The sequence below is a fragment of the Curtobacterium sp. ME26 genome, assembly GCF_903970945.1.
Classification (GTDB): domain Bacteria; phylum Actinomycetota; class Actinomycetes; order Actinomycetales; family Microbacteriaceae; genus Curtobacterium; species Curtobacterium citri.
The window spans coordinates 42,856-60,614 of the sequence record NZ_CAJCKG010000008.1; the positions used below are offsets into that span (position 1 = coordinate 42,856).

The following is a 17,759-nucleotide window of genomic DNA, read 5'->3' on the forward strand; positions in this document are numbered from 1 at the left end:
CGTCACGCACCCCGCTCGAGGAGTTCGGTCCATGCCGCGCTGTACCGGGCGAGCCCAAAACGTTCACGGAATGTCCTGAGGGCTCCTGCGGCGAGCCGGTCGCGGTCGTCTCGTGACGACAGGATGATCCGGCATCGCTCAGATGCCGCCTCCCAGTCACCGCTCCTGACGAGGAATCCGTTCACATCGTCGTCGATCACGTCGCGGAGGCCCCCGACATCGTAGGCGACGACCGGAACTCCCACCCGCATCGCTTCGAGGACGGTCAGCGGCTGCGCCTCGTAGCGGTAGGTGCTCGGGAACACGAGGACACTCGCCGTCGCGAGCAGGCCATCACGAGCCTCGTCGAAAATCGCGCCGATGAAGTCCACTCGGTCTCGCACCTCCGGGTCGAGGATCGCCCGCAGCCCCTCCGCGTAGCCGTCGGACGACGCTCGACCGATCACGATCGCTCGAGCGTCCGGTGCGTTGGTGAGGCACCGGTTCGCGATGCGCATGAAGTCCTCGGCACCCTTGCCCGGAATCAGGTTCGACAGGAAGGCAATCGTCGACGAGCCGCCGACGGCTGTCGCTCGCCGCTCCGGACCACCGACCGCGTTCGGGATGACACTGGGGGCTTCGTTGAACTGTTGCACGTCGCGGAGCATCGACTTTCCGAGGACCACCAGCGAAGTCGCGCCGCCGAGCAGGAGGGCCACTCCACCGCGATGGAGGGCCCCTCGTTCAGCCAACGCTCGATAGCCCGACGTGTGGACGTACGCGATGTACGGGCGGCGCAGCATCCGCAGCTCCACGCTCATCACGACGTCGACCCAAAACGACGGCGGCCGGTTCGTGGTGAAGAACACCACCGCCGCGTCGCGGTGATGTCGGAGCGTCGTTCCCAGCCGGAAGAGGAGCGAAATGCCGCTGAATACCTTCTTGATGCTCTTCGAGCCGATCTCGTCGACTGATCTGCTGAAGCGCCGGTCCACGAGGACTGGGCGGCGGCCAGAGCCGACGAGGACGTCCATGAAGGTCCTCGTCATGACCGTCGACCCGTGCACGGGTGGGGGCAGCTGACTGATCACGATGACGTCACCGTGCGCGTCAGCCACGTCGTCTCCTGACTGCGAGCACGAGGAACGTCAGGTTACCGAGCAGGTAGCGGCGCCAGAGGCGCCGTGGCTCGCGGAAGAATCGGTACATCCACTCGAGGCCGGTTCGGCGCCACAGCTTCGGTGCCTCGACGACGTCCTCGGACACAAAGTTGAAGGCCGCCCCGACAGCCAGGACGACTGCGGAGTGCAGCGCGGCGAGTCTGACGACTTCGTAGTCCTGCTTCGGTGTGCCGATGCCGACCCAGACGACGTTCGCCGCGGATTCCCGGATCAGCGAATCGATGTGATCTCGATCGCTCTCGTCGAACTCGGTGAAGGGTGGACTGAACGCACCCACCACGACCGCATCGGGGTAGTCCCGAACGATGGCCACCTCGAGACGGGCGAGCGACCCCTCGCTCCCACCGAGCAGGAAGTGTCGAAGACCGTAAGTCGGTTTCGACGAGAGGATCTCGCGGAATGCGTCGGGACCGCGCAGATGAGCGACCTCGCCATGTATCGAGCGCGCCATCCATGCCAGGGGCGTCCCGTCCGCGATGTTCACCCCGTCCGATTGGAACAGGCGCAGGTAGCGGGGGTCGGACGTCAAAGACACGGTGTACGCATTGACGAAATGAACGGGGATTCCCGGTCCGTCGAGGCGATCGGCGACGGACCGCAGCTGCTCGAGGACTTCCGAACCCGCGACCGCGACCAGAGGCACGCCCGCCGCACGGACCGTCGGGAGGGCGATCACTGCGTCGCGCATACCGGGCTCCGCCCCGTTTGGATTCCTGTGAGCGGTCATCTAGTACGCACCTCGGCTGTTCGCGATGGCCCTGAACGTCTTCCAGAGGATGAGGAGATCGGCCACGATCGACCAGTTCTCCACGTAGTACAGATCGAGCCGAACCGAGTCCTCCCAGGACAGGTCCGATCGCCCACTGACCTGCCATAGCCCGGTCATTCCCGGCTTCACCAAGAAGCGGCGATGCACGTGTTGGTCGTAGCGCTCGACTTCTCGGGCGAGCGGCGGACGGGGCCCGACGAGGGACATGTTGCCGATCAGCACGTTGAACAGTTGCGGCACTTCGTCGAGGCTGTACCGCCGCATGAACGCCCCGATGCGCGTCACGCGCGGATCGTTCTTCATCTTGAACAGCACCGCGTTGCCCTCGGCACGATCGAGCGCACTGAGCTCCTGCAGCCGCTGCTCCGCGTCGACGACCATTGAGCGGAACTTGATCATGTGGAACGTCGACCCGTTCAGCCCCACGCGCTCCTGCAGGAAGAACACCGGCCCCGGCGACGTCAGCTTGACCAGCAGGGCGAGCACGAGCAGGACCGGGGACAGGACGATGATGAGCGCCGCTGAGCCGACCATGTCGAACGCCCGCTTCGTGTAGAGCTTCCGCCCCGAGTAGGTCGGCGTCTCCACGTGGATGAGCGGCAGGCCCTGCACCGGTCGGGTGTGGATGCGCGGGCCGCCGATGTCCGTCAGGCTCGGCGCGACGACCAGGTGCTGCCGTCCGGGCTCGAGCGACCAGCTGAGCTGACGGACGCGCTCCGGGGGAAGGTCGTCGGAGCTGGTGATCACGACGGTGTCCGCGCCGGTGGCGACGAGCGCTGCGGCGACGTCGTCGAGACCGCCGTGGCTCTCGACGGTCGACCCCGGCAGGAGTCCGCGACTGCCGTCCGCCACGGCGGCGCCGACCACGCGGTAGCCGGCCTCGGGCGACCGGGCGAGCTCGCGCGCGATGTGGAGGACGCTCGGGGTCGAGCCGACCAGGAGCACCTTGGCGGAGTACCCGCCGTGCTTCCGCTCGGCGACGAGCCACTGCCGCCAGATCCAGCGCGAGAGCAGCAGGACCAGGATGCCGATCGGGAAGGCGATCAGGACGTACCCGCGGGCCAGGTCGACGTGCAGCAGGAACGCGACGATCGCGAGCAGGCCGAAGACACGGACGCTCGAGTCGGCGACGAGCCGGTACTCGGTGCTGCCCACGCCGATGACGCGACTGCCGCGGGTGTCGTAGAGCGCGAGGGCGGCCATCCACACGATGATCACCACGAGCGAGATCCCGGTGTAGCTGAGCCGAAGATCCGCGGTGTTCGTCGCCAGGTTCGAGTCGATGCCGAGCCACGCGATCTGCACGCCGAAGACGACCCAGATCAGTGCGAGCAGATCCGTCACCAGGACGCGGCGCGAGTAGGTGCGGCTCCACTCCTGCGTGCTGCCGGTCGCCACACCGGGCCGGACGGCCTCGGCCGTCACGACCGGGACTCGCTCCACGTCGCCCCGCCGTCCGACGACACGTCGACCCGGTCCCCGGCCCACATCCACACGTCCTGACCCGAGCGGTCGAGCGCGATCGGCACGTCCGTCGGCACGTCGTTGCAGCCGATCGGCGTCGTCTCCGTCGCGGCCGTCACGCCGGACGCCGGCATGGTCTCGATCTGCACGCCGTCGCACGTCGCCGTGCCGACGCGGGCGAGCGTGTACTCGCCGCCGTCGACCGCGATCGCACGGACACCGTCGACGGGCACGTCCACCCATGCGCCGGTGCCGGAACGCCAGTCCACCTTGTCCGTGCAGGCCACGAGCGTCGTGGTGGTGCCGCGGAACGCGTCCGACGGGTCCTCGCACGGCGACGGCACGAGGGCGTCGCCGAGCACGAGGCCCTGCTCGGTGATGCCGGCTCCGGCCGCGCCGGGCTCCCCCGGCGTCCAGGTGGCACCGTCGTCGGTGCTGGTGCGGACCTCGGTCGCGCACTCGTCACCGACCCCGACGAGCACGGAGACGCCGTCGGAGGTCGCCCGGAGCGCGTCGATGGTGCGGACGTCGCCACCGAGCTCGACGGCCTGCCAGTCCCCACCAGCGTCGGTGGTGCGCTCCAGCACCACCTGCGAGGCGTCACACGACGTACTGGAGGCGCGCCATGCCTCCCGTCCGTCGACTGCGGACAGCAGGTGGCTGGCGGAGTCCGCACCGGCGGTCGCCGATGCGGACGGGCGCGGTGTCGCCGAGCTGGCCGCTCCCGTCCCGAAGGTGGGCGCCGGGCGCGGCTCGCCCGCGGCCTGCGGCGCGGTGTGCGCGAGTGCCAACGCGACCAGCACGACGTCGATGACGACGAGCACGACGACGACCGCGGCGAGACCGACCAGTGTCGACCGTGACAAGGAGGTGCCGAGACCCCGTGCCCCCCGGCGCTGACTCATCCCCCGACCGCCGTCACCGGTTCGCGCGACGCAGGACGCCGAGCTTTCCCTGGGCCTTACCCGACGGCTGGGACGGACGCTGCGTCGGCTGCTCCTCGTCGAGGCCGTACCCGTAGCCGTACCCGTAGCGGCCGTAGCCGTAGGCGCCCGGACCCTTGAGCGGCATCATCGTGATGACGAAGCCCGCGATGGGGGCGCCGACGTTCTCGAGCGAGGCGACGGCGGCGGCGAGCTGGCCCTTGTGCGTCTTGCCCGAGGCGACCGCGAGGATGGCGCCGGACGCCTTCTTCGACAGGATCGCCGCGTCGGTGACGGGGAGCAGGGGCGGTGCGTCGAACAGCACGTAGTCGAACTGCTCCTCGAGGGTGCCGATCAGGTCCTGCATCGCCTTCGAGCCGAGGAGCTCGGACGGGTTCGGCGGGATCTGCCCGGCGGGCAGGACCACGAGGTTGCCGCGGCCCCACGGGTGCGCCACGTCCTCCAGGCCGGCACGGCCGATGAGCACGTCGGTCAGACCGGCGGAGCCGTCGACGTCCATGTACTCGCTCACGCGCGGGCGACGGAGGTCGGCGTCGATGAGGATCACCTTGAAGCCGGCGCTGTCGAGCGCGATCGCGAGGTTCGCGACCGTGGTGCTCTTGCCCTCGGACTGCATCGACGACGTCATCACGAAGGTGCGGGAGCCGGTGCCGATGTCGAGGAACTGCAGGTTCGTGCGGAGCGTGCGGAAGGACTCGGCACGCGGGCTCCGCGGGTCGACCTGCACGATGAGCGGTCGCTCCGACGCCTTGCTGTCGTAGGCGATGCCGCCGACCACGGGCTTGTCGCTGATCTTCTCGACGTCCGTCTCGGTGCGCACGCGGTTGTCGAGCGTCTCGCGGAGCACCGCGATGCCGACGCCGAGCGCCAGGCCGACCAGGAGCCCGAGGGCGATGTTGACGGGGACGTTCGGGCTGACCGGCGTCTGCGGCACGTCGGCCTGCTTGACGCGGGTGAGCTTGACCGTGCTCGTGCCGTTCGCGTCCGTCGCCTCGATGTTCTGCACGACGTTCGTCAGGCTCTGCGAGGTCGCGTTCGCGATCTCGGTGGCCTGCACGGCGTTCGTGCCGTTCACGGTGATCGTGATCAGGGTCGTGCTCGTCGGCGCGGTCGCGGACACCATCGTCGCGAGCTGGTCGGCGTTCATGTCGAGCTTCAGCGACGAGATCACGGGCAGGAGCACGATCGGCGTCTGCACGAGGTTCGAGTACGTCAGGACCCGCTGCTGCGTGAACGTGTTGCCCTGCGCCAGGTCGCTCGCGCTCCCGGACGTCTCGGTGGACACGAACACCTGTGCCGAGGCGGAGTACACGGGCTTCTTCAGCAGGGAGAACCCTGCGGCAGCCGCGACGCCCACCAGGGCGAGCACCACGATGAGCACCCACCCCTTCCGGAGCACAGTGATGTAGTCGCGCAGTTCCACGCGGCCCGCCTTCCCCGATCCTCGCCGTTCCTGTGGTCCCGACACAGGTCTGCGGAGGTTGTCCCAGCAGACGGCATTCAAATAGTGCCACACGGATGAGTCACGCTCGGGAGTTGTTCCCGATCCGTGACGGCCGTCCTCTACGCTCGCCCCATGACGACCCAGCCGGAAGCGGCCCCCGCCGAGCCGTCCACCGCTCGCCAACGCGACCTCGTCGCCCTGCTCGCCGCCCTGGCGCTGGCGGTCGTGCTCGCCCGGATCGTGAGCACGCTGACGCTCCGCGGCGCGGTTCCGGGTCCGGTACTGCAGGTGCTGGTGGGCGACGTCGCGGTGTGGGTACCGCTCGTGTTCGGCATCGTGTGGGTCGTCCGGCGGACGGGGCGCGACCTGTTCGGCCGGTTCCGCGTCGAGCTCGGCGACCTGGTGTTCGCGCTCGGGATCGTCATCCTGACCCGGGTGTTCGACGCGGTCCTCGCGCTGGCTTTCACCGGTACGACCGGGCTCGTCCCCCCGCCGTCACTCGGCACCCCGGACGTCGGCCTGCTGCTCGTGTCGGCGATCGGCATCGTGCTGGTGAGCCCCGTGCTCGAGGAGACGTTCTTCCGCGGGTTGTTCCAGCGCCTGCTCGCCACCGAGCTCACGCCGCGGACGCGGTGGCTCGCGGTGCTCCTGACCGCGTTCCTGTTCGCGCTGGCGCACCTGTTCCTCGGGTCGGCGACGACGACGCTCGGTGGGTTCCAGGTGTTCCTGACGACGTTCGTGCTCGGCGTGCTGACCGGCACCCTGGTCGCGATGACGAACCGGGTCGGTGGGGCGATCGTCGCGCACGTGCTGTTCAACCTGGTGGCGGTCGTCGCGACCTGGCCGCGCTGAGTCCGACGGGCCGCACGTGCCGGGCGGTCAGACGGCGGCCGGTCGACGGTGGCGCTGCGTCCACCAGCGCACGGCGACCGCGCCGACCACGCCGATGACGACCGCGACCACCACCGGCAGCAGGGTCGCGCCGGCCGGTCCCATCGCCATGACGAAGACGGTCGCGCCCGCCGAGACCATCTCGACCGGGTAGGGAAGGAGGACGCGCGAGCCGAGCGCGTAGGACACGGCGGTGACGAGGGCCGCCCCCGTCCACAGGATCCCGAGTGCGACCACCGCAACGATCCCCTGCCCGATCGTCCGGAGCCCGGTCCACGCGATCGCCGCCCCGACCGCCACGGCAGGGAGCCACCGCAGCACCGCGAGCACCGGGGCCGCGCCCGCACCGACGGCCTCCACGGGCGGCACCACGAGTGCATCGGCCCAGACGCCGAGCGCGACGGCGGCGAGCGCGAGTGCGACGAGTGCGCCGGCCGGCGCAGCCCGGGCGACCAGCGCCGCCGTCACCGCCGCGACCGCGACGCAGACGAGCGACCCGACGGTGAGCGCCACGACGTACAGCTGCGACGCGCTGATCTCCCCACCCGTGCCGGGCGTCCCGTCCATGCGCATCCCGGCTCCCGTGACGACCGCGGTCTCGACGACGGCGACGACCTGCAGCCCGACGAGCCCGCCGAGCGCGGCGAGCGACCCGCTCCGGCCGAGGGCCCCGCGCCCGCGCAGCACCCGGACGACGATGCCGGTGACGGCGCCGCCGACGAGCAGCACGGCGGCGATCGTCGTCACCGCGTACTGGCTGAAGGGCAGCAGGGCGATCGGCATGTCCGACGGGTCGGTGGTCGGCGTCGCCCAGGTGTTCTGCAGCGGCAGTCGCATCCCGGTGACGATCCACGGCAGCAGGCCGACGACTGCGGAGCCGACACCCGCTCCGGTTCCGATGACGACCTGCTGCGCGCCGCTGTGCTCTCCCCCGTGCATCCGGACACCGTACCGACCGGGACCCGTCCGCTCCGGCCCACCACCGCCCGGTGTGCCGGAGGGCACATCCCGGTCCGGTCCTCGGGACGCGCCGCGCCCCCGCGGCCGACTCCGCCGTCCCTGTGGTGAGGTGATGGCATGACCAGCGATCTCGTACCGTGGTTGGTCGCCGGGGGGCTCGCGGTCGTCGTGGTCGTCCTGGTGATCGTCCTGCGCCGGAACCAGTCCTCGAGCCGTACCGCCCTCGCCGACGCCGAGACCCGGTCGGACCACCGGATCGGCACGCTCGAACGGGAGCAGCGCGAGCGCGCCGCAGCCACCGAGGCCGAGCACGCACGTCGACTCGCCGACGCGGACGCCGCACAGCAGCAGGCCCGCACCGAGGCCGAGCACGCGCGCGACCTCGCCCGGACGGGCATGCGGTGGGAGGAGGCCTCGCAGCGCACCATCCTGGCGGCCTGCAAGGCGGCCGACGTCAACGGTGCGCTCTGCACCAACGTCGTCTTCGTCCCGGTGGCCCAGGGCGAGCGGGCGCACGACCGCAGCTTCGCGGCACAGGTCGACCACGTGCTCGTGCTCGAGTCCGGGCACGTGCTCGTCATCGAGAACAAGCGGTGGAACGGCATCGTGTTCGACGGCCGGAAGCCGAGCTCGGTGCACCACGCCTTCCGGAACCTGCTCGACGAGTCGTCGCTGACCGGGTCCTTCGCGATCCAGGTCCGGAGCCGGCGCGTGCTCGACACCGCGGACGAGGTCGAGCACTGGTGGCAGGTGCGGGTGCAGGCGGGTGGCACCGCCCCCACCCGTCAGGTGCGGCAGCAGGCTCGCCGTCTGCAGCGCTTCCTGACCGACGCGGACGGCAACGGCCCGCAGTGGATCGACTCGTGCGTGTTCTACTCGGGCGACGCCGCCGCGTACGTGAACCCCGAGGACCGCAGCTCGAGCACGACCCCGACCGGCCGCTCGGCCACGACCGCGGTGGTCACGGACGAGAACGAGCTCCGCGTCCTCGTGACGGACCTGGCGCGGAAGCACGCCGTGCCGAACCGGGCGCGCACCGACGCGGTCGTGCGGAAGCTGGCGGGCCAGGGCGCGCACACGATCACGATCGGCACGTACCGGCTGCCCGAGGCCTGACCGGCTCGGGCGCGCTCAGGGCAGGGCGCGCTCAGCGCAGGGCGCGCAGCGCGTCCGCGATCGGGGTGAGCGCCGCGTCGATCTCGTCGGCGACCCGCACGTGCGTGGACTCCGACCGACGGTAGGGGTCGTCCACGTCGTCGTCCGCCGGGTCGGCGGGCGGCGGCACCGTTCCCCGCAGGCGGGCGACCCGCTCCACGAGGTCCTGCGCCGTCTCGATGCCGGCGAGGTCGCCCGGCTCGAGCCCGTCGAGCACCCGCGCGAACTGCTTGATCGTGAACGCCCGCTTGGCGGCCCGCGGCGCGAGCGACACGACCGCCGCCCGGTGCGAGCGCTCCGCCGTCAGCACGAGGTCGGCGGACGCGGCGATCTGCTCGGTCAGGTACCGAGACCGGTGCGCCGAGGGGTCGCCCCCGAGGCGCGAGGACTGCGCGGCCGCGGTGTCGTCCATCGCCGCGCCGTCGTCGGCGATGGTGCCGGCCGACTCGACGACGAAGGCCGACGCGTCGGAGCCGAGCCGGGCCTCCAGGACCTGTGCGCCGAGCGGTGACCGGCAGATGTTGCCGCTGCAGACGAAGAGGATCCGCATGCTCACGCAGCGGCCTCGCCGGTGCCGAGCAGGTCGTGCCGGACGACGATCGCGTCACGGCCGGGGCCGACGCCGATGGCCGAGATCCGGGCACCGGACATCGCCTCGATCGCCAGGACGTAGTCCTGCGCGTTCTTCGGCAGGTCGTCGAACGAGCGGGCGCCGGTGATGTCCTCGGTCCAGCCGGGGAAGTCCTCGTAGATCGGCTTCGCGTGGTGGAAGTCCGACTGGTTGACCGGGACCTCGTCCACGCGGACGCCGTCGACCTCGTACGCGACGCAGACCGGGATGGTCTCGAGGCCCGTCAGGACGTCGAGCTTCGTGAGCACGAAGTCGGTCACGCCGTTGATGCGTGCGGTGTAGCGGGCGATCGGGGCGTCGTACCAGCCGCAGCGACGCGGGCGACCGGTCGTGGTGCCGAACTCGAAGCCGTTGGCGCGGAGGAACTCCCCCGACTCGTCGAACAGCTCGGTCGGGAACGGACCGGCGCCGACGCGGGTCGTGTACGCCTTGACGATGCCGATGATGCGCTCCAGCTTGCCCGGGCCGATGCCGGAGCCGGTGGCCGCACCGCCGGCCGTGGCCGACGAGGACGTCACGAACGGGTAGGTGCCGTGGTCGACGTCGAGCATCGTGGCCTGTCCGGCCTCGAACAGGACCGTCTCGCCCCGCTCGAGCGCCCGGTGGATCTCGAGCGCCGTGTCGGCGACCATCGGACGCAGGCGGTCGGCGTAGGACAGCAGCGACTCGACGACCTCGTCGACGTCGATCGCGCGACGGTTGAAGACCTTCACGAGCAGGTGGTTCTTCTGGTCGAGCGCGGCCTCGACCTTCTGCCGCAGGATGTTCTCGTCGAAGATGTCCTGGATGCGGATGCCGACACGGTTGATCTTGTCGGCGTAGCTCGGTCCGATGCCGCGACCGGTGGTGCCGATCTGGCGCTTGCCGAGGAACCGCTCCGTCACCTTGTCGATGGTGCGGTGGTAGTGCGTGATGACGTGCGCGTTCGCGGACACCAGCAGCTTCGAGACGTCCACACCGCGGGCGCGGAGGGCGTCGAGCTCGTGGAACAGGACCTCGAGGTCGACGACGACGCCGTTGCCGATGATCGGGGTCACGCCGGGCGTCAGGATGCCGGACGGCAGCAGGTGCAGCGCGTACTTCTCGCCGCCGACGACGACGGTGTGACCGGCGTTGTTGCCGCCGTTGAACTTCACGACGTAGTCGATGCGCGAGCCGAGGAGGTCGGTTGCCTTCCCCTTGCCCTCGTCACCCCACTGGGCACCGATGATGACTGCTGCGGGCATGGAGGTTCTCCTCACGTTGGCGGAGGACCGCACCGGCGGGCTGGGCCGATGGTCCACCCGAGTCTATCGGACGGTCACCCCGACGGGGTGGTGGGGGACGTTCCTGTGGAATCGCCGTTGCCGGGGGACAACTGCTCAGTTTCGGTGTCGAATGATCTTCACGAAGACGTACGCTGCACCAGTGCGGTTCCCTGACCGCACACCCGGGTTCCCTGCCCGGTCCTGCGTCCGTGAGATCCACGGACCGCGTCCGTCGTCGTGCGCGCACGTCGACCGCATCCGAGACGTGCCCTCATGCAGCACGAGATTGAGTTCGACGATGAACAAGGCTCTCTGGAGCAAGAAGGCGCTCGCCCTGCCGGCGTGCGCAGCCATCCTGGTCGGGGGCATCACCCTGACCGCAGCCCCTGCCAACGCCGACCCGGCAGACCTGTCGATCACCGGCCAGACGGTCTCCGGCCGTGTGCTGACGGTGTCGGGCACCGGTACGCCCGGCGAGTACATCCAGCTCGACGAGGACTTCCGCGGCACCCGGCAGATCATCGCCGACAGCGGCAAGTGGACCATCACCTACACGATCCCCGGTACCGGCTACGAGTCGAACACCTACACGATCGAGCAGCTCCGCACGGGCGGCTTCGCCCAGGACGGCTCGAAGCAGTTCACCGCCGCTGCACAGGCGCCGCAGGCCGACTTCGCCGTCACGAGCCCGGCCAACAACTCCGACGTCTCGTCGCGCACCGTCACCTTCACCGGCACCGGCCGTCAGGGCGACACGATCAACCTCCTCGACACCCAGGACAACCGGCTGACCGGCCCCGTGGTCGTGGGCGCGGACCAGACCTGGTCCGCCACGATCACGTTCCCGAACACCGCGGCGCGCTCGCAGGCCGTCCGCGTCACCGACGTCCGCGGCGCCAGCGGTGCCGGCGACACGACGGTGAACATCACGCTCCCGGCGGTCGCCCCGGCGGACCAGTTCTCGCTGACCAGCCCGAAGAGCGGCTCGACCGTCGACTCGCGCACGGTCACGTTCACCGGTACCGGCACCCCCGGCGACCTGGTGAACACGCTGGACGCCGACGGCAACCGGGTCGCCCCGCAGGTCCTCGTCGCCGCCGACGGCACGTGGACGACCACGGGCACCTTCAGCGACTCGGCTGCCGTCGTGCAGAACCTGTCGGTGAACCAGATCGGTGGCGCGCAGGGCCAGGGTGAGGTCAACTTCACCATCAACCTGCCCGCAGTCACCACGCCCCCGGCCGCGACGCCGCTGACGCTCATCACCCCGAAGGACGGCTCGACGGTCGACTCCCGCACCGTCACCTTCTCGGGCAAGGGCACCCCCGGTGACGCGATCGCCGTGGTGAACGCCGAGGGTGACGTCGTCGCACCGGCGACCATCGTCGAGGCGGACGGCACGTGGACCACCACGGGCACGTTCTCCGACTCGGCCGCGCGGACGCAGGACCTGACCGTGGGCGAGGTGGACAGCAACCTCGACGTCGTGGACACGATCGACTTCACGATCACGCTCCCGGCCGTGAGCACCGGCACCGGCACCACCACCCCGGGTGCGGGCACGGGCACCACCACCCCGGGTGCGGCCACCGGCACGGGCGCCCGTCCGACCGGTAGCCTCCCGGTCGTGGCCGGCTAGTCGTCACACCAGATCAGCAGACGGGGGCACGACCATCGGTCGTGCCCCCGTCCCTGTTCCACCGGAGGAACCCCCGCATGACCCGCACCCGCACCGTCCGGGCGACGAGCACCACGCTCGCGGCCGCGCTGCTCCTGACGCTCGGGCTCACGGCCTGCACGGCACAGGACACCACGACGAGCACGAAGCCCTCGGCATCGTCGTCCGCCACGGCCACAGCCGACCCGTACGCAGCTCCGAGCGCCGCCCAGGTCGCGATCCTGCCCGAGGCCCGGTACAACGCCGTCATCGGCGGCCTGCTCCCCTACTACGGGTCGACCGTCCCGAAGGTGGCCGACGAGTCGTACACGATCAGCGCTGACGCCCCCCTCTACGGCGATGACCGCTCGAAGCCGGTCGCACGGCTCGCGGCGAAGAACTTCCTCGACCAGCCGACCGTCGTGGTCCCGGTGCAGGTCTCCGGCGACTGGGCGATGGTCCTGACACCCGCGCGACAGGCGCTGCCCTCGGCCACGAAGGGCGGTGCCGCCGCACAGAGCGCCGCGTGGATCCGCCGTGACCTGCTGCGGAAGAGCGGCGCGCTGCCGGACCACGTCGTCATCGCGGTGGGCAAGCAGACGGTCTCGATCGTCGGCTCGGACGGGAAGACCGTGCACGAGTTCCCCGCGGGGGTCGGCGCCGGTGGCACCCCGACCCCGACCGGCGTGATCGGCTACATCCAGGCCCGCTACCTCGACCCGGCGCAGGACCAGACGGTGCACCCGATCCAGTTGACGACGCTGCACTCGGCCGCCGCGGACGAACCCTACGGCGGGAAGGACGGCGGCCTGATCGGCGTCCACTACCAGTCGGTCGCGCGCGGGGCGGTCTCGCACGGGTGCGTCCGGCTCGACGGCGACGCGGTCGACGCGGTGAACGCCCTGCCGCTCGGCACCGTCGTGCAGATCGTCGCCTGACGCGTCCGCCCCGCGGCCCGGCAACGCCTGGCCCGGGAACGCGCGGTCTGGGAACGCTTGCGGCGCGGACGGCGCAGGGTCGGACGTGCCACATCCGACGAGAGCAAGGAGCACCACATGAGTGACCTCGGCGACAAGGCCAAGGACTTCGCGGACAGCGACAAGGGCGAGCAGGCCACCGACGCCGGCCTCGGCAAGGCCGCGGACGCGGCCGACAAGGCCACTGGCGGCGCCCACGGCGGCCAGATCGACAAGGCCGAGCAGGCCGCGGACGACAAGATCGGTCAGTAGTCCGCACCACGGAACGGACGGGAGGCGCGGTGCCAGCTGGCACCGCGCCTCCCGTCCGTCGTGTGGTGGCGTTCCGCGGTCAGCCGCGGAAGAAGTCCTGGTACGAGGGATCGCCGACGATCGGCGAGTGGCCCGGCTGGGCGAGGCGTTCCTCGACCATGGCCCGGAGGGCGTCCGGCGGGGTGAGCCCTCGGCGTCGCCACTCCATCGGGTTGGCCCGGAGCTGCATCAGGGTGCTCTGCGTTCGCATGTCGCAATGCTCGCACCCACTGCCTAGTTTGCCTAACTACATGTCCCCTTGACGCACACCGCTCGCCGGTCCGCGCACCGGACACGACGAGAGCGGGCGGCCCGCGAAGGACCACCCGCTCCCGTGGTGGTGCTACTTGGTGATCGTCCCCGTCTGCGCGGAGGTGACCGAGGTGCTCTCGTACCCCGACTTCTTCGCGGTCACGACGACGGACAGCTTGTGGCCGATGTCCGACTTGGACGTCTTGTAGGTCGCGGCCGTGGAGCCGACCTTCTTGCCGTCACGGAGCCACTGGTACGAGAACGTGATGCCGTCCGTGTTCCAGGTGCCCACGTGCGACCGCAGGTTCGTGCCGACCTTCGTCGAGCCCGTGACCGTGACGTTGCCCGACACCAGCGCGAGCTTCGGGGTCACCGAGGTCGTGCTGAGCACGTCCGCCTGGTCGCCCGGGGCGTTGTGCAGGTGCAGGAGGAGGACCTTCGCGGCCGTCGAGGTCGCCGAGGAGCGGATGACCTTGATCGCCGTGTCCGGGTAGGTCAGGGCCGAGGCCCCGTTCTGCGTGAAGGACACCGCGGGCTGGAAGGCGTTGAACGTCGCCGTCTTCGTGTCGTCCACCACCGAGGAGGCGGCGGTCGGCAGCGTCGGCGAGTAGGCCGACTCGGTCACGACCGCGTAGTCGAAGACGCCCGAGGTCGACTTCGCCGTGTACCCGAGGGCACCGAGCGAGACCGGGAGCACCTTGACGGTGGAGTCGAAGGTGTTCGTGTCGACACCGGCGGCGGCGCCACCGAGGAGCTGCGTGTCGACGAGCTGCTTCTTCGGGTCCGTCTGGTTCAGGTCGATCGTGCGGACGAGGGTCACGTCGGCCGTCGTCGACTTGACGTCGTACGTCAGGAAGTCGGGCTCGCCGTCACGGTTCGTGTCGATGAGCACCTCGACGTTGTTCGAGACGCCGGGGTTCGCGTCCGGGCCGTCCGTCTGGACACCGAAGGACACGAGGCCCTTCGACTTGTCCTTGAGGCCGAGCGCCGTGGAGTTCGCCCCGAAGGCACGGATGTCCGCGGCCGCCAGGGTCTGCTTCGCGGTGCCGTCCGGGAACGACTCCTTCGGGTCGGTGCCGCCGAGCTGGAACGGTGCGACGAGCGCCTGGTACGCGGTCGAGCCGGTCCCCTGCGAGACGCCGGTGCCCTCGGGCGTGATCGTTGCGGTGCGGGCGCTGCCACCGAAGACGACGTCGTCGGCGTGCAGCGTGCTGACCGGCTCCGGTGCGGCGTAGACGCCGAGTCGGAGCGGCGAGACACCCTCGGTGGCCGGGGTGAACGTGACCAGACCGGTGGCCGCCGGCACGAACTCACGCTGCGTGCCGCCCTCGACCGCGGCCTGCGTCGGGTCGATGACCTTCCGGAGGAGCGTCGGGTCGGCGATCGTCATGGTGACGGTGACCGTGGCGGTCCCGCCGGCCGTGACGGTCACGGTGTCCGAGCTGAGGCCGAACACGACACCCGGCTGCGCGATCCGCGACTCGTACGCCACCTTGTAGGTCTGCGTCTGCGCCGTGGTGTTGCGCACCAGGAGCGTGCGCTTCTCGGTCGTCGGGGCGCTGACCTCCACGACACCGAACGAGGCGGTGACGAGCTGGTCGTTCTCCTGGCTGCGGACGGTGGTGCCGTCCTGCACGGCCTGCAGGGCGTCGACACGGCCGGTGCCCTGTCGGAGCTGCGTCGCCAGCTGGTCGCTGCCGGCCTGCTGCTTCACGTCGTGGGTGGCCGTGTTCATGAGCAGGGCCTTGATCTCCGGCGCGCTCCAACCCGGGTGGGTCTCGAACGCCAGGGCGGCGATGCCCGCGGTGTGCGGGGTGGCCATCGACGTGCCGCTGAGCGAGAGGCGACCGTTGCCGGTGCCGTTGTAGGCGGAGATGACGTTGACGCCCGGTGCGGCGATGTCCGGCTTGACGACGTCGCCGTACGCACCGTGGTCGCCGCGGCTGGTGAACGGCGCCAGGGTGTTCGTGGTCTCGGCGTCCGTCGCGAGCTCGACGCCCTTCAGCTCGTTCGCGAAGCGCACGTGCAGGGTCCCGGCGGTGGCAGCGGCCTGGAGGCCCGTCACGCTGTCCCGGGTCAGCTCGGCACCCGGGATGGCCGCGTTCCCGGCGATGCCCGAGTCGAAGGTGTTGACCGTGCCCGCGAGGAGCACGCCGATGCCGCCGGCTGCCTGGACGTTGTTGAACCGGACACCGGAGCCGCACTCGAGCGCGCCGTCCGTCCACTTCAGCCAGGCCACCTTGCCCTTGAGCGCGGCGGCCTCGTCGCCGGTGAACGGCGTGCAGCCGTCCACGTCGACCGTCGGCACGAACACGTCGCCCTCGACCGGGAGCGTGCCCTGGAAGTTCTGCGAGTACTGCGCGCGCCAGTTCTTCGCGACGTCCGCCGGGGCGGTCGCCTCGACGGCGTCGAACAGGCTCTGACCGGTCGACGCGGCGGCGACGGTGAGGGCGCCCTCCGCGTTGCCCGGCGAGCCACCGACGTCGGTGAAGTCGTCGGCGTTGCCCGCGGCGATCACCGGGAGCACCCCGCGTGCCGTGAGCGCGTCGATCTTGGCGTTGTCGGGGTCGTCGGCCGCGCCGTAGTCGGAGCCGAGCGACAGGTTGATGACGTTGATGCTCCTGCCCTCGGTCAGGGACTGCCCGACCCAGTCGAGCGCGGCGCCGGTCAGGTCGGTCGAGCCGCCGCCGTCACCGAACACCTTGAGGGCGTAGAGCCCGGCCTGCGGGGCGCTGCCCGGGCCGACCCACATGTCCTGGACCTGCTGCGGGGTGAGCTTCGTGTAGTCGCCGCGGAAGGTGCTCTTGTCGGCGTTCAGGCCGAACCCGGCGGCGGTGCCGGCCACGTGCGTGCCGTGGTCACCGCCCTTGCCGTCGATCGGGTTCGCGTCCGGCTCGGGGACGGGCTGGTAGGCGTCCGGGTCGCTCGGGTCCGCGTTGTACGTGGGACCGGCGAAGTCGTAGCCGCCGAGGAACTTCGACGGGTCGTACGAGCCCGCGGTGGGCGTCCCGGTGCTGGCGAGGGCGTCCTGGTAGGCGGACGTGGTGCCCGGGCCGCCGAAGTCGGCCTGCGTGTAGTCGAGGCCGGTGTCGATGACGGCGACGTTGATGCCCTTGCCGGTGTGCCCGGTCTGGGTCCAGGCGTCGTAGGCCTTGGTGTAGAGGTCGCTCGCGGCGTTCTTGGGCGCGACGCCGTCGGCACCCGCCTTCGCCAGGCTGGGGTCGACGCCGGAGGGGGCCGCATCGGCCGAGGCGTTCCGCTGCGGCTCGACGACCTTCTTCGGTCGGAGCGGCACGATGCTCTCGACGTCCGAGCGCTTCGCGATCTCGGCGAACGCCGCGGCGTCGGCGACGACCGCGACGCCGGGGACGGTGTACTCGGTCGCGTAGAGCTCGGCGGCCTTGCCGTCGACGCCCTTGACGGCGTTCAGGACCTTCGCGTTGGTCGACCGGATCGTCGCGATCCGGCTCTTCGCGGCGGACGAGGGCGCCTTGGAGCGGTTGAGGTTCCCGCCCTTCGCCTGCGCGTCCACCTCGAGCGCGCCGGCACCGGTCGTCCGGACGAAGGCGCTGACCTTCTTGTCCGGCGAGGCCTTCCGCAACGATGCGGAGAGCTTCGAGTCGGCCGAGGCCGAGGTGCTGGCGGGTGCTGCGGAGGCGGTGCCGCCGACGGCGAGTCCGCCGCAGGCGAGGGCCGCGACGGCGACGATCGAGGTCAGCACGCGCTGGGCGCGGTACCGACGTGGTGGGTTGTTGGGCGGTGTTGCACGGGTCACGCAGCACACTCCTGGCTCGGTCAGACTTCCGGTGAAGTTCTGATGAAGCTATGTGGTCCTTCTCAGGGCACGTAGTCGGCACTTCTGCGGACAGACAGCCTCGCCGTCCGATCTTGCACAGCGGTGTGCAAGTTATTACGAT

At 70.6% G+C, this 17,759-nt stretch carries 15 protein-coding genes; 5 read left to right on the top strand and 10 right to left on the bottom strand.

What is annotated here, in order from left to right; translation table 11 throughout:
* Nucleotides 1-2: 2 nt before the first annotated feature.
* From H7A69_RS05015 to H7A69_RS05035, 5 genes are read right to left on the bottom strand one after another with little or no spacing between them, the layout of a single operon-like run.
* Nucleotides 3-1,097 carry a glycosyltransferase family 4 protein gene (locus tag H7A69_RS05015; protein ID WP_182046059.1) on the bottom strand — a complete coding sequence of 365 codons (1,095 nt, stop codon included), beginning with the start codon at nt 1,095-1,097 and terminating at the stop codon, nt 3-5.
* Nucleotides 1,090-1,848: a WecB/TagA/CpsF family glycosyltransferase gene (locus tag H7A69_RS05020; RefSeq protein WP_182046060.1), complete on the bottom strand. Its 759-nt coding sequence runs from the start codon at nt 1,846-1,848 to the stop codon at nt 1,090-1,092. Before H7A69_RS05020 ends, H7A69_RS05015 begins: the two co-directional genes overlap by 8 nt.
* Nucleotides 1,849-1,887: 39 nt before the next feature.
* Complete coding sequence (locus H7A69_RS05025) at nt 1,888-3,372, bottom strand: sugar transferase (RefSeq protein WP_259346091.1); 1,485 nt, start codon at nt 3,370-3,372, stop codon at nt 1,888-1,890.
* Nucleotides 3,351-4,259: a hypothetical protein gene (locus H7A69_RS05030; RefSeq protein WP_182046062.1), complete on the bottom strand. Its 909-nt coding sequence runs from the start codon at nt 4,257-4,259 to the stop codon at nt 3,351-3,353. Before H7A69_RS05030 ends, H7A69_RS05025 begins: the two co-directional genes overlap by 22 nt.
* Nucleotides 4,260-4,311: 52 nt before the next feature.
* A complete protein-coding gene (locus H7A69_RS05035) occupies nt 4,312-5,760 on the bottom strand; it encodes a polysaccharide biosynthesis tyrosine autokinase (protein ID WP_182046063.1) in 1,449 nt (482 codons plus the stop codon).
* Between the two features lie 153 nt (nt 5,761-5,913).
* On the opposite strand from H7A69_RS05035, the gene H7A69_RS05040 reads away from it, so the two are divergent.
* A complete protein-coding gene (locus H7A69_RS05040) occupies nt 5,914-6,633 on the top strand; it encodes a CPBP family intramembrane glutamic endopeptidase (protein WP_182046064.1) in 720 nt (239 codons plus the stop codon).
* A gap of 27 nt (nt 6,634-6,660) precedes the next feature.
* Here H7A69_RS05040 and H7A69_RS05045 read toward each other — a convergent pair whose 3' ends face one another.
* The gene (locus H7A69_RS05045) at nt 6,661-7,611 is read right to left on the bottom strand and encodes a hypothetical protein (RefSeq protein ID WP_182046065.1); all 951 of its coding nucleotides are present in this window, start codon (nt 7,609-7,611) and stop codon (nt 6,661-6,663) included.
* Nucleotides 7,612-7,749: 138 nt separating this feature from the next.
* On the opposite strand from H7A69_RS05045, the gene H7A69_RS05050 reads away from it, so the two are divergent.
* Nucleotides 7,750-8,748: a nuclease-related domain-containing protein gene (locus H7A69_RS05050; RefSeq protein WP_182046066.1), complete on the top strand. Its 999-nt coding sequence runs from the start codon at nt 7,750-7,752 to the stop codon at nt 8,746-8,748.
* A gap of 31 nt (nt 8,749-8,779) precedes the next feature.
* Here H7A69_RS05050 and H7A69_RS05055 read toward each other — a convergent pair whose 3' ends face one another.
* Together H7A69_RS05055 and H7A69_RS05060 are read right to left on the bottom strand one after the other, a co-directional pair.
* A complete protein-coding gene (locus tag H7A69_RS05055) occupies nt 8,780-9,337 on the bottom strand; it encodes a low molecular weight phosphatase family protein (RefSeq protein ID WP_259346097.1) in 558 nt (185 codons plus the stop codon).
* Nucleotides 9,338-9,339: 2 nt separating this feature from the next.
* Nucleotides 9,340-10,644: an adenylosuccinate synthase gene (locus H7A69_RS05060; RefSeq protein ID WP_182046068.1), complete on the bottom strand. Its 1,305-nt coding sequence runs from the start codon at nt 10,642-10,644 to the stop codon at nt 9,340-9,342.
* Between the two features lie 319 nt (nt 10,645-10,963).
* Here H7A69_RS05060 and H7A69_RS05065 point away from each other — a divergent pair, with 319 nt between their 5' ends.
* The 3 genes from H7A69_RS05065 to H7A69_RS05075 all read left to right on the top strand — a co-directional run bounded on the left by H7A69_RS05065 (nt 10,964) and on the right by H7A69_RS05075 (nt 13,551).
* Nucleotides 10,964-12,304 (top strand): hypothetical protein, encoded by a 1,341-nt coding sequence (locus H7A69_RS05065; protein ID WP_182046069.1) that lies wholly within the window; start codon nt 10,964-10,966, stop codon nt 12,302-12,304.
* A gap of 77 nt (nt 12,305-12,381) precedes the next feature.
* On the top strand, nt 12,382-13,260 hold the full coding sequence (locus H7A69_RS05070) for a L,D-transpeptidase (RefSeq protein WP_182046070.1): 879 nt from the start codon (nt 12,382-12,384) through the stop codon (nt 13,258-13,260).
* Nucleotides 13,261-13,377: 117 nt separating this feature from the next.
* The gene (locus tag H7A69_RS05075; protein ID WP_182046071.1) at nt 13,378-13,551 is read left to right on the top strand and encodes an Rv0909 family putative TA system antitoxin; all 174 of its coding nucleotides are present in this window, start codon (nt 13,378-13,380) and stop codon (nt 13,549-13,551) included.
* A 79-nt stretch (nt 13,552-13,630) separates the two neighbouring features.
* On the opposite strand, the gene H7A69_RS05080 is transcribed toward H7A69_RS05075, so the two are convergent.
* Together H7A69_RS05080 and H7A69_RS05085 are read right to left on the bottom strand one after the other, a co-directional pair.
* On the bottom strand, nt 13,631-13,801 hold the full coding sequence (locus tag H7A69_RS05080) for a hypothetical protein (protein ID WP_182046072.1): 171 nt from the start codon (nt 13,799-13,801) through the stop codon (nt 13,631-13,633).
* A gap of 132 nt (nt 13,802-13,933) precedes the next feature.
* Nucleotides 13,934-17,617, bottom strand: a complete 3,684-nt coding sequence (locus H7A69_RS05085; RefSeq protein WP_182046073.1) for a S8 family serine peptidase — start codon at nt 17,615-17,617, stop codon at nt 13,934-13,936.
* Nucleotides 17,618-17,759: the final 142 nt, after the last annotated feature.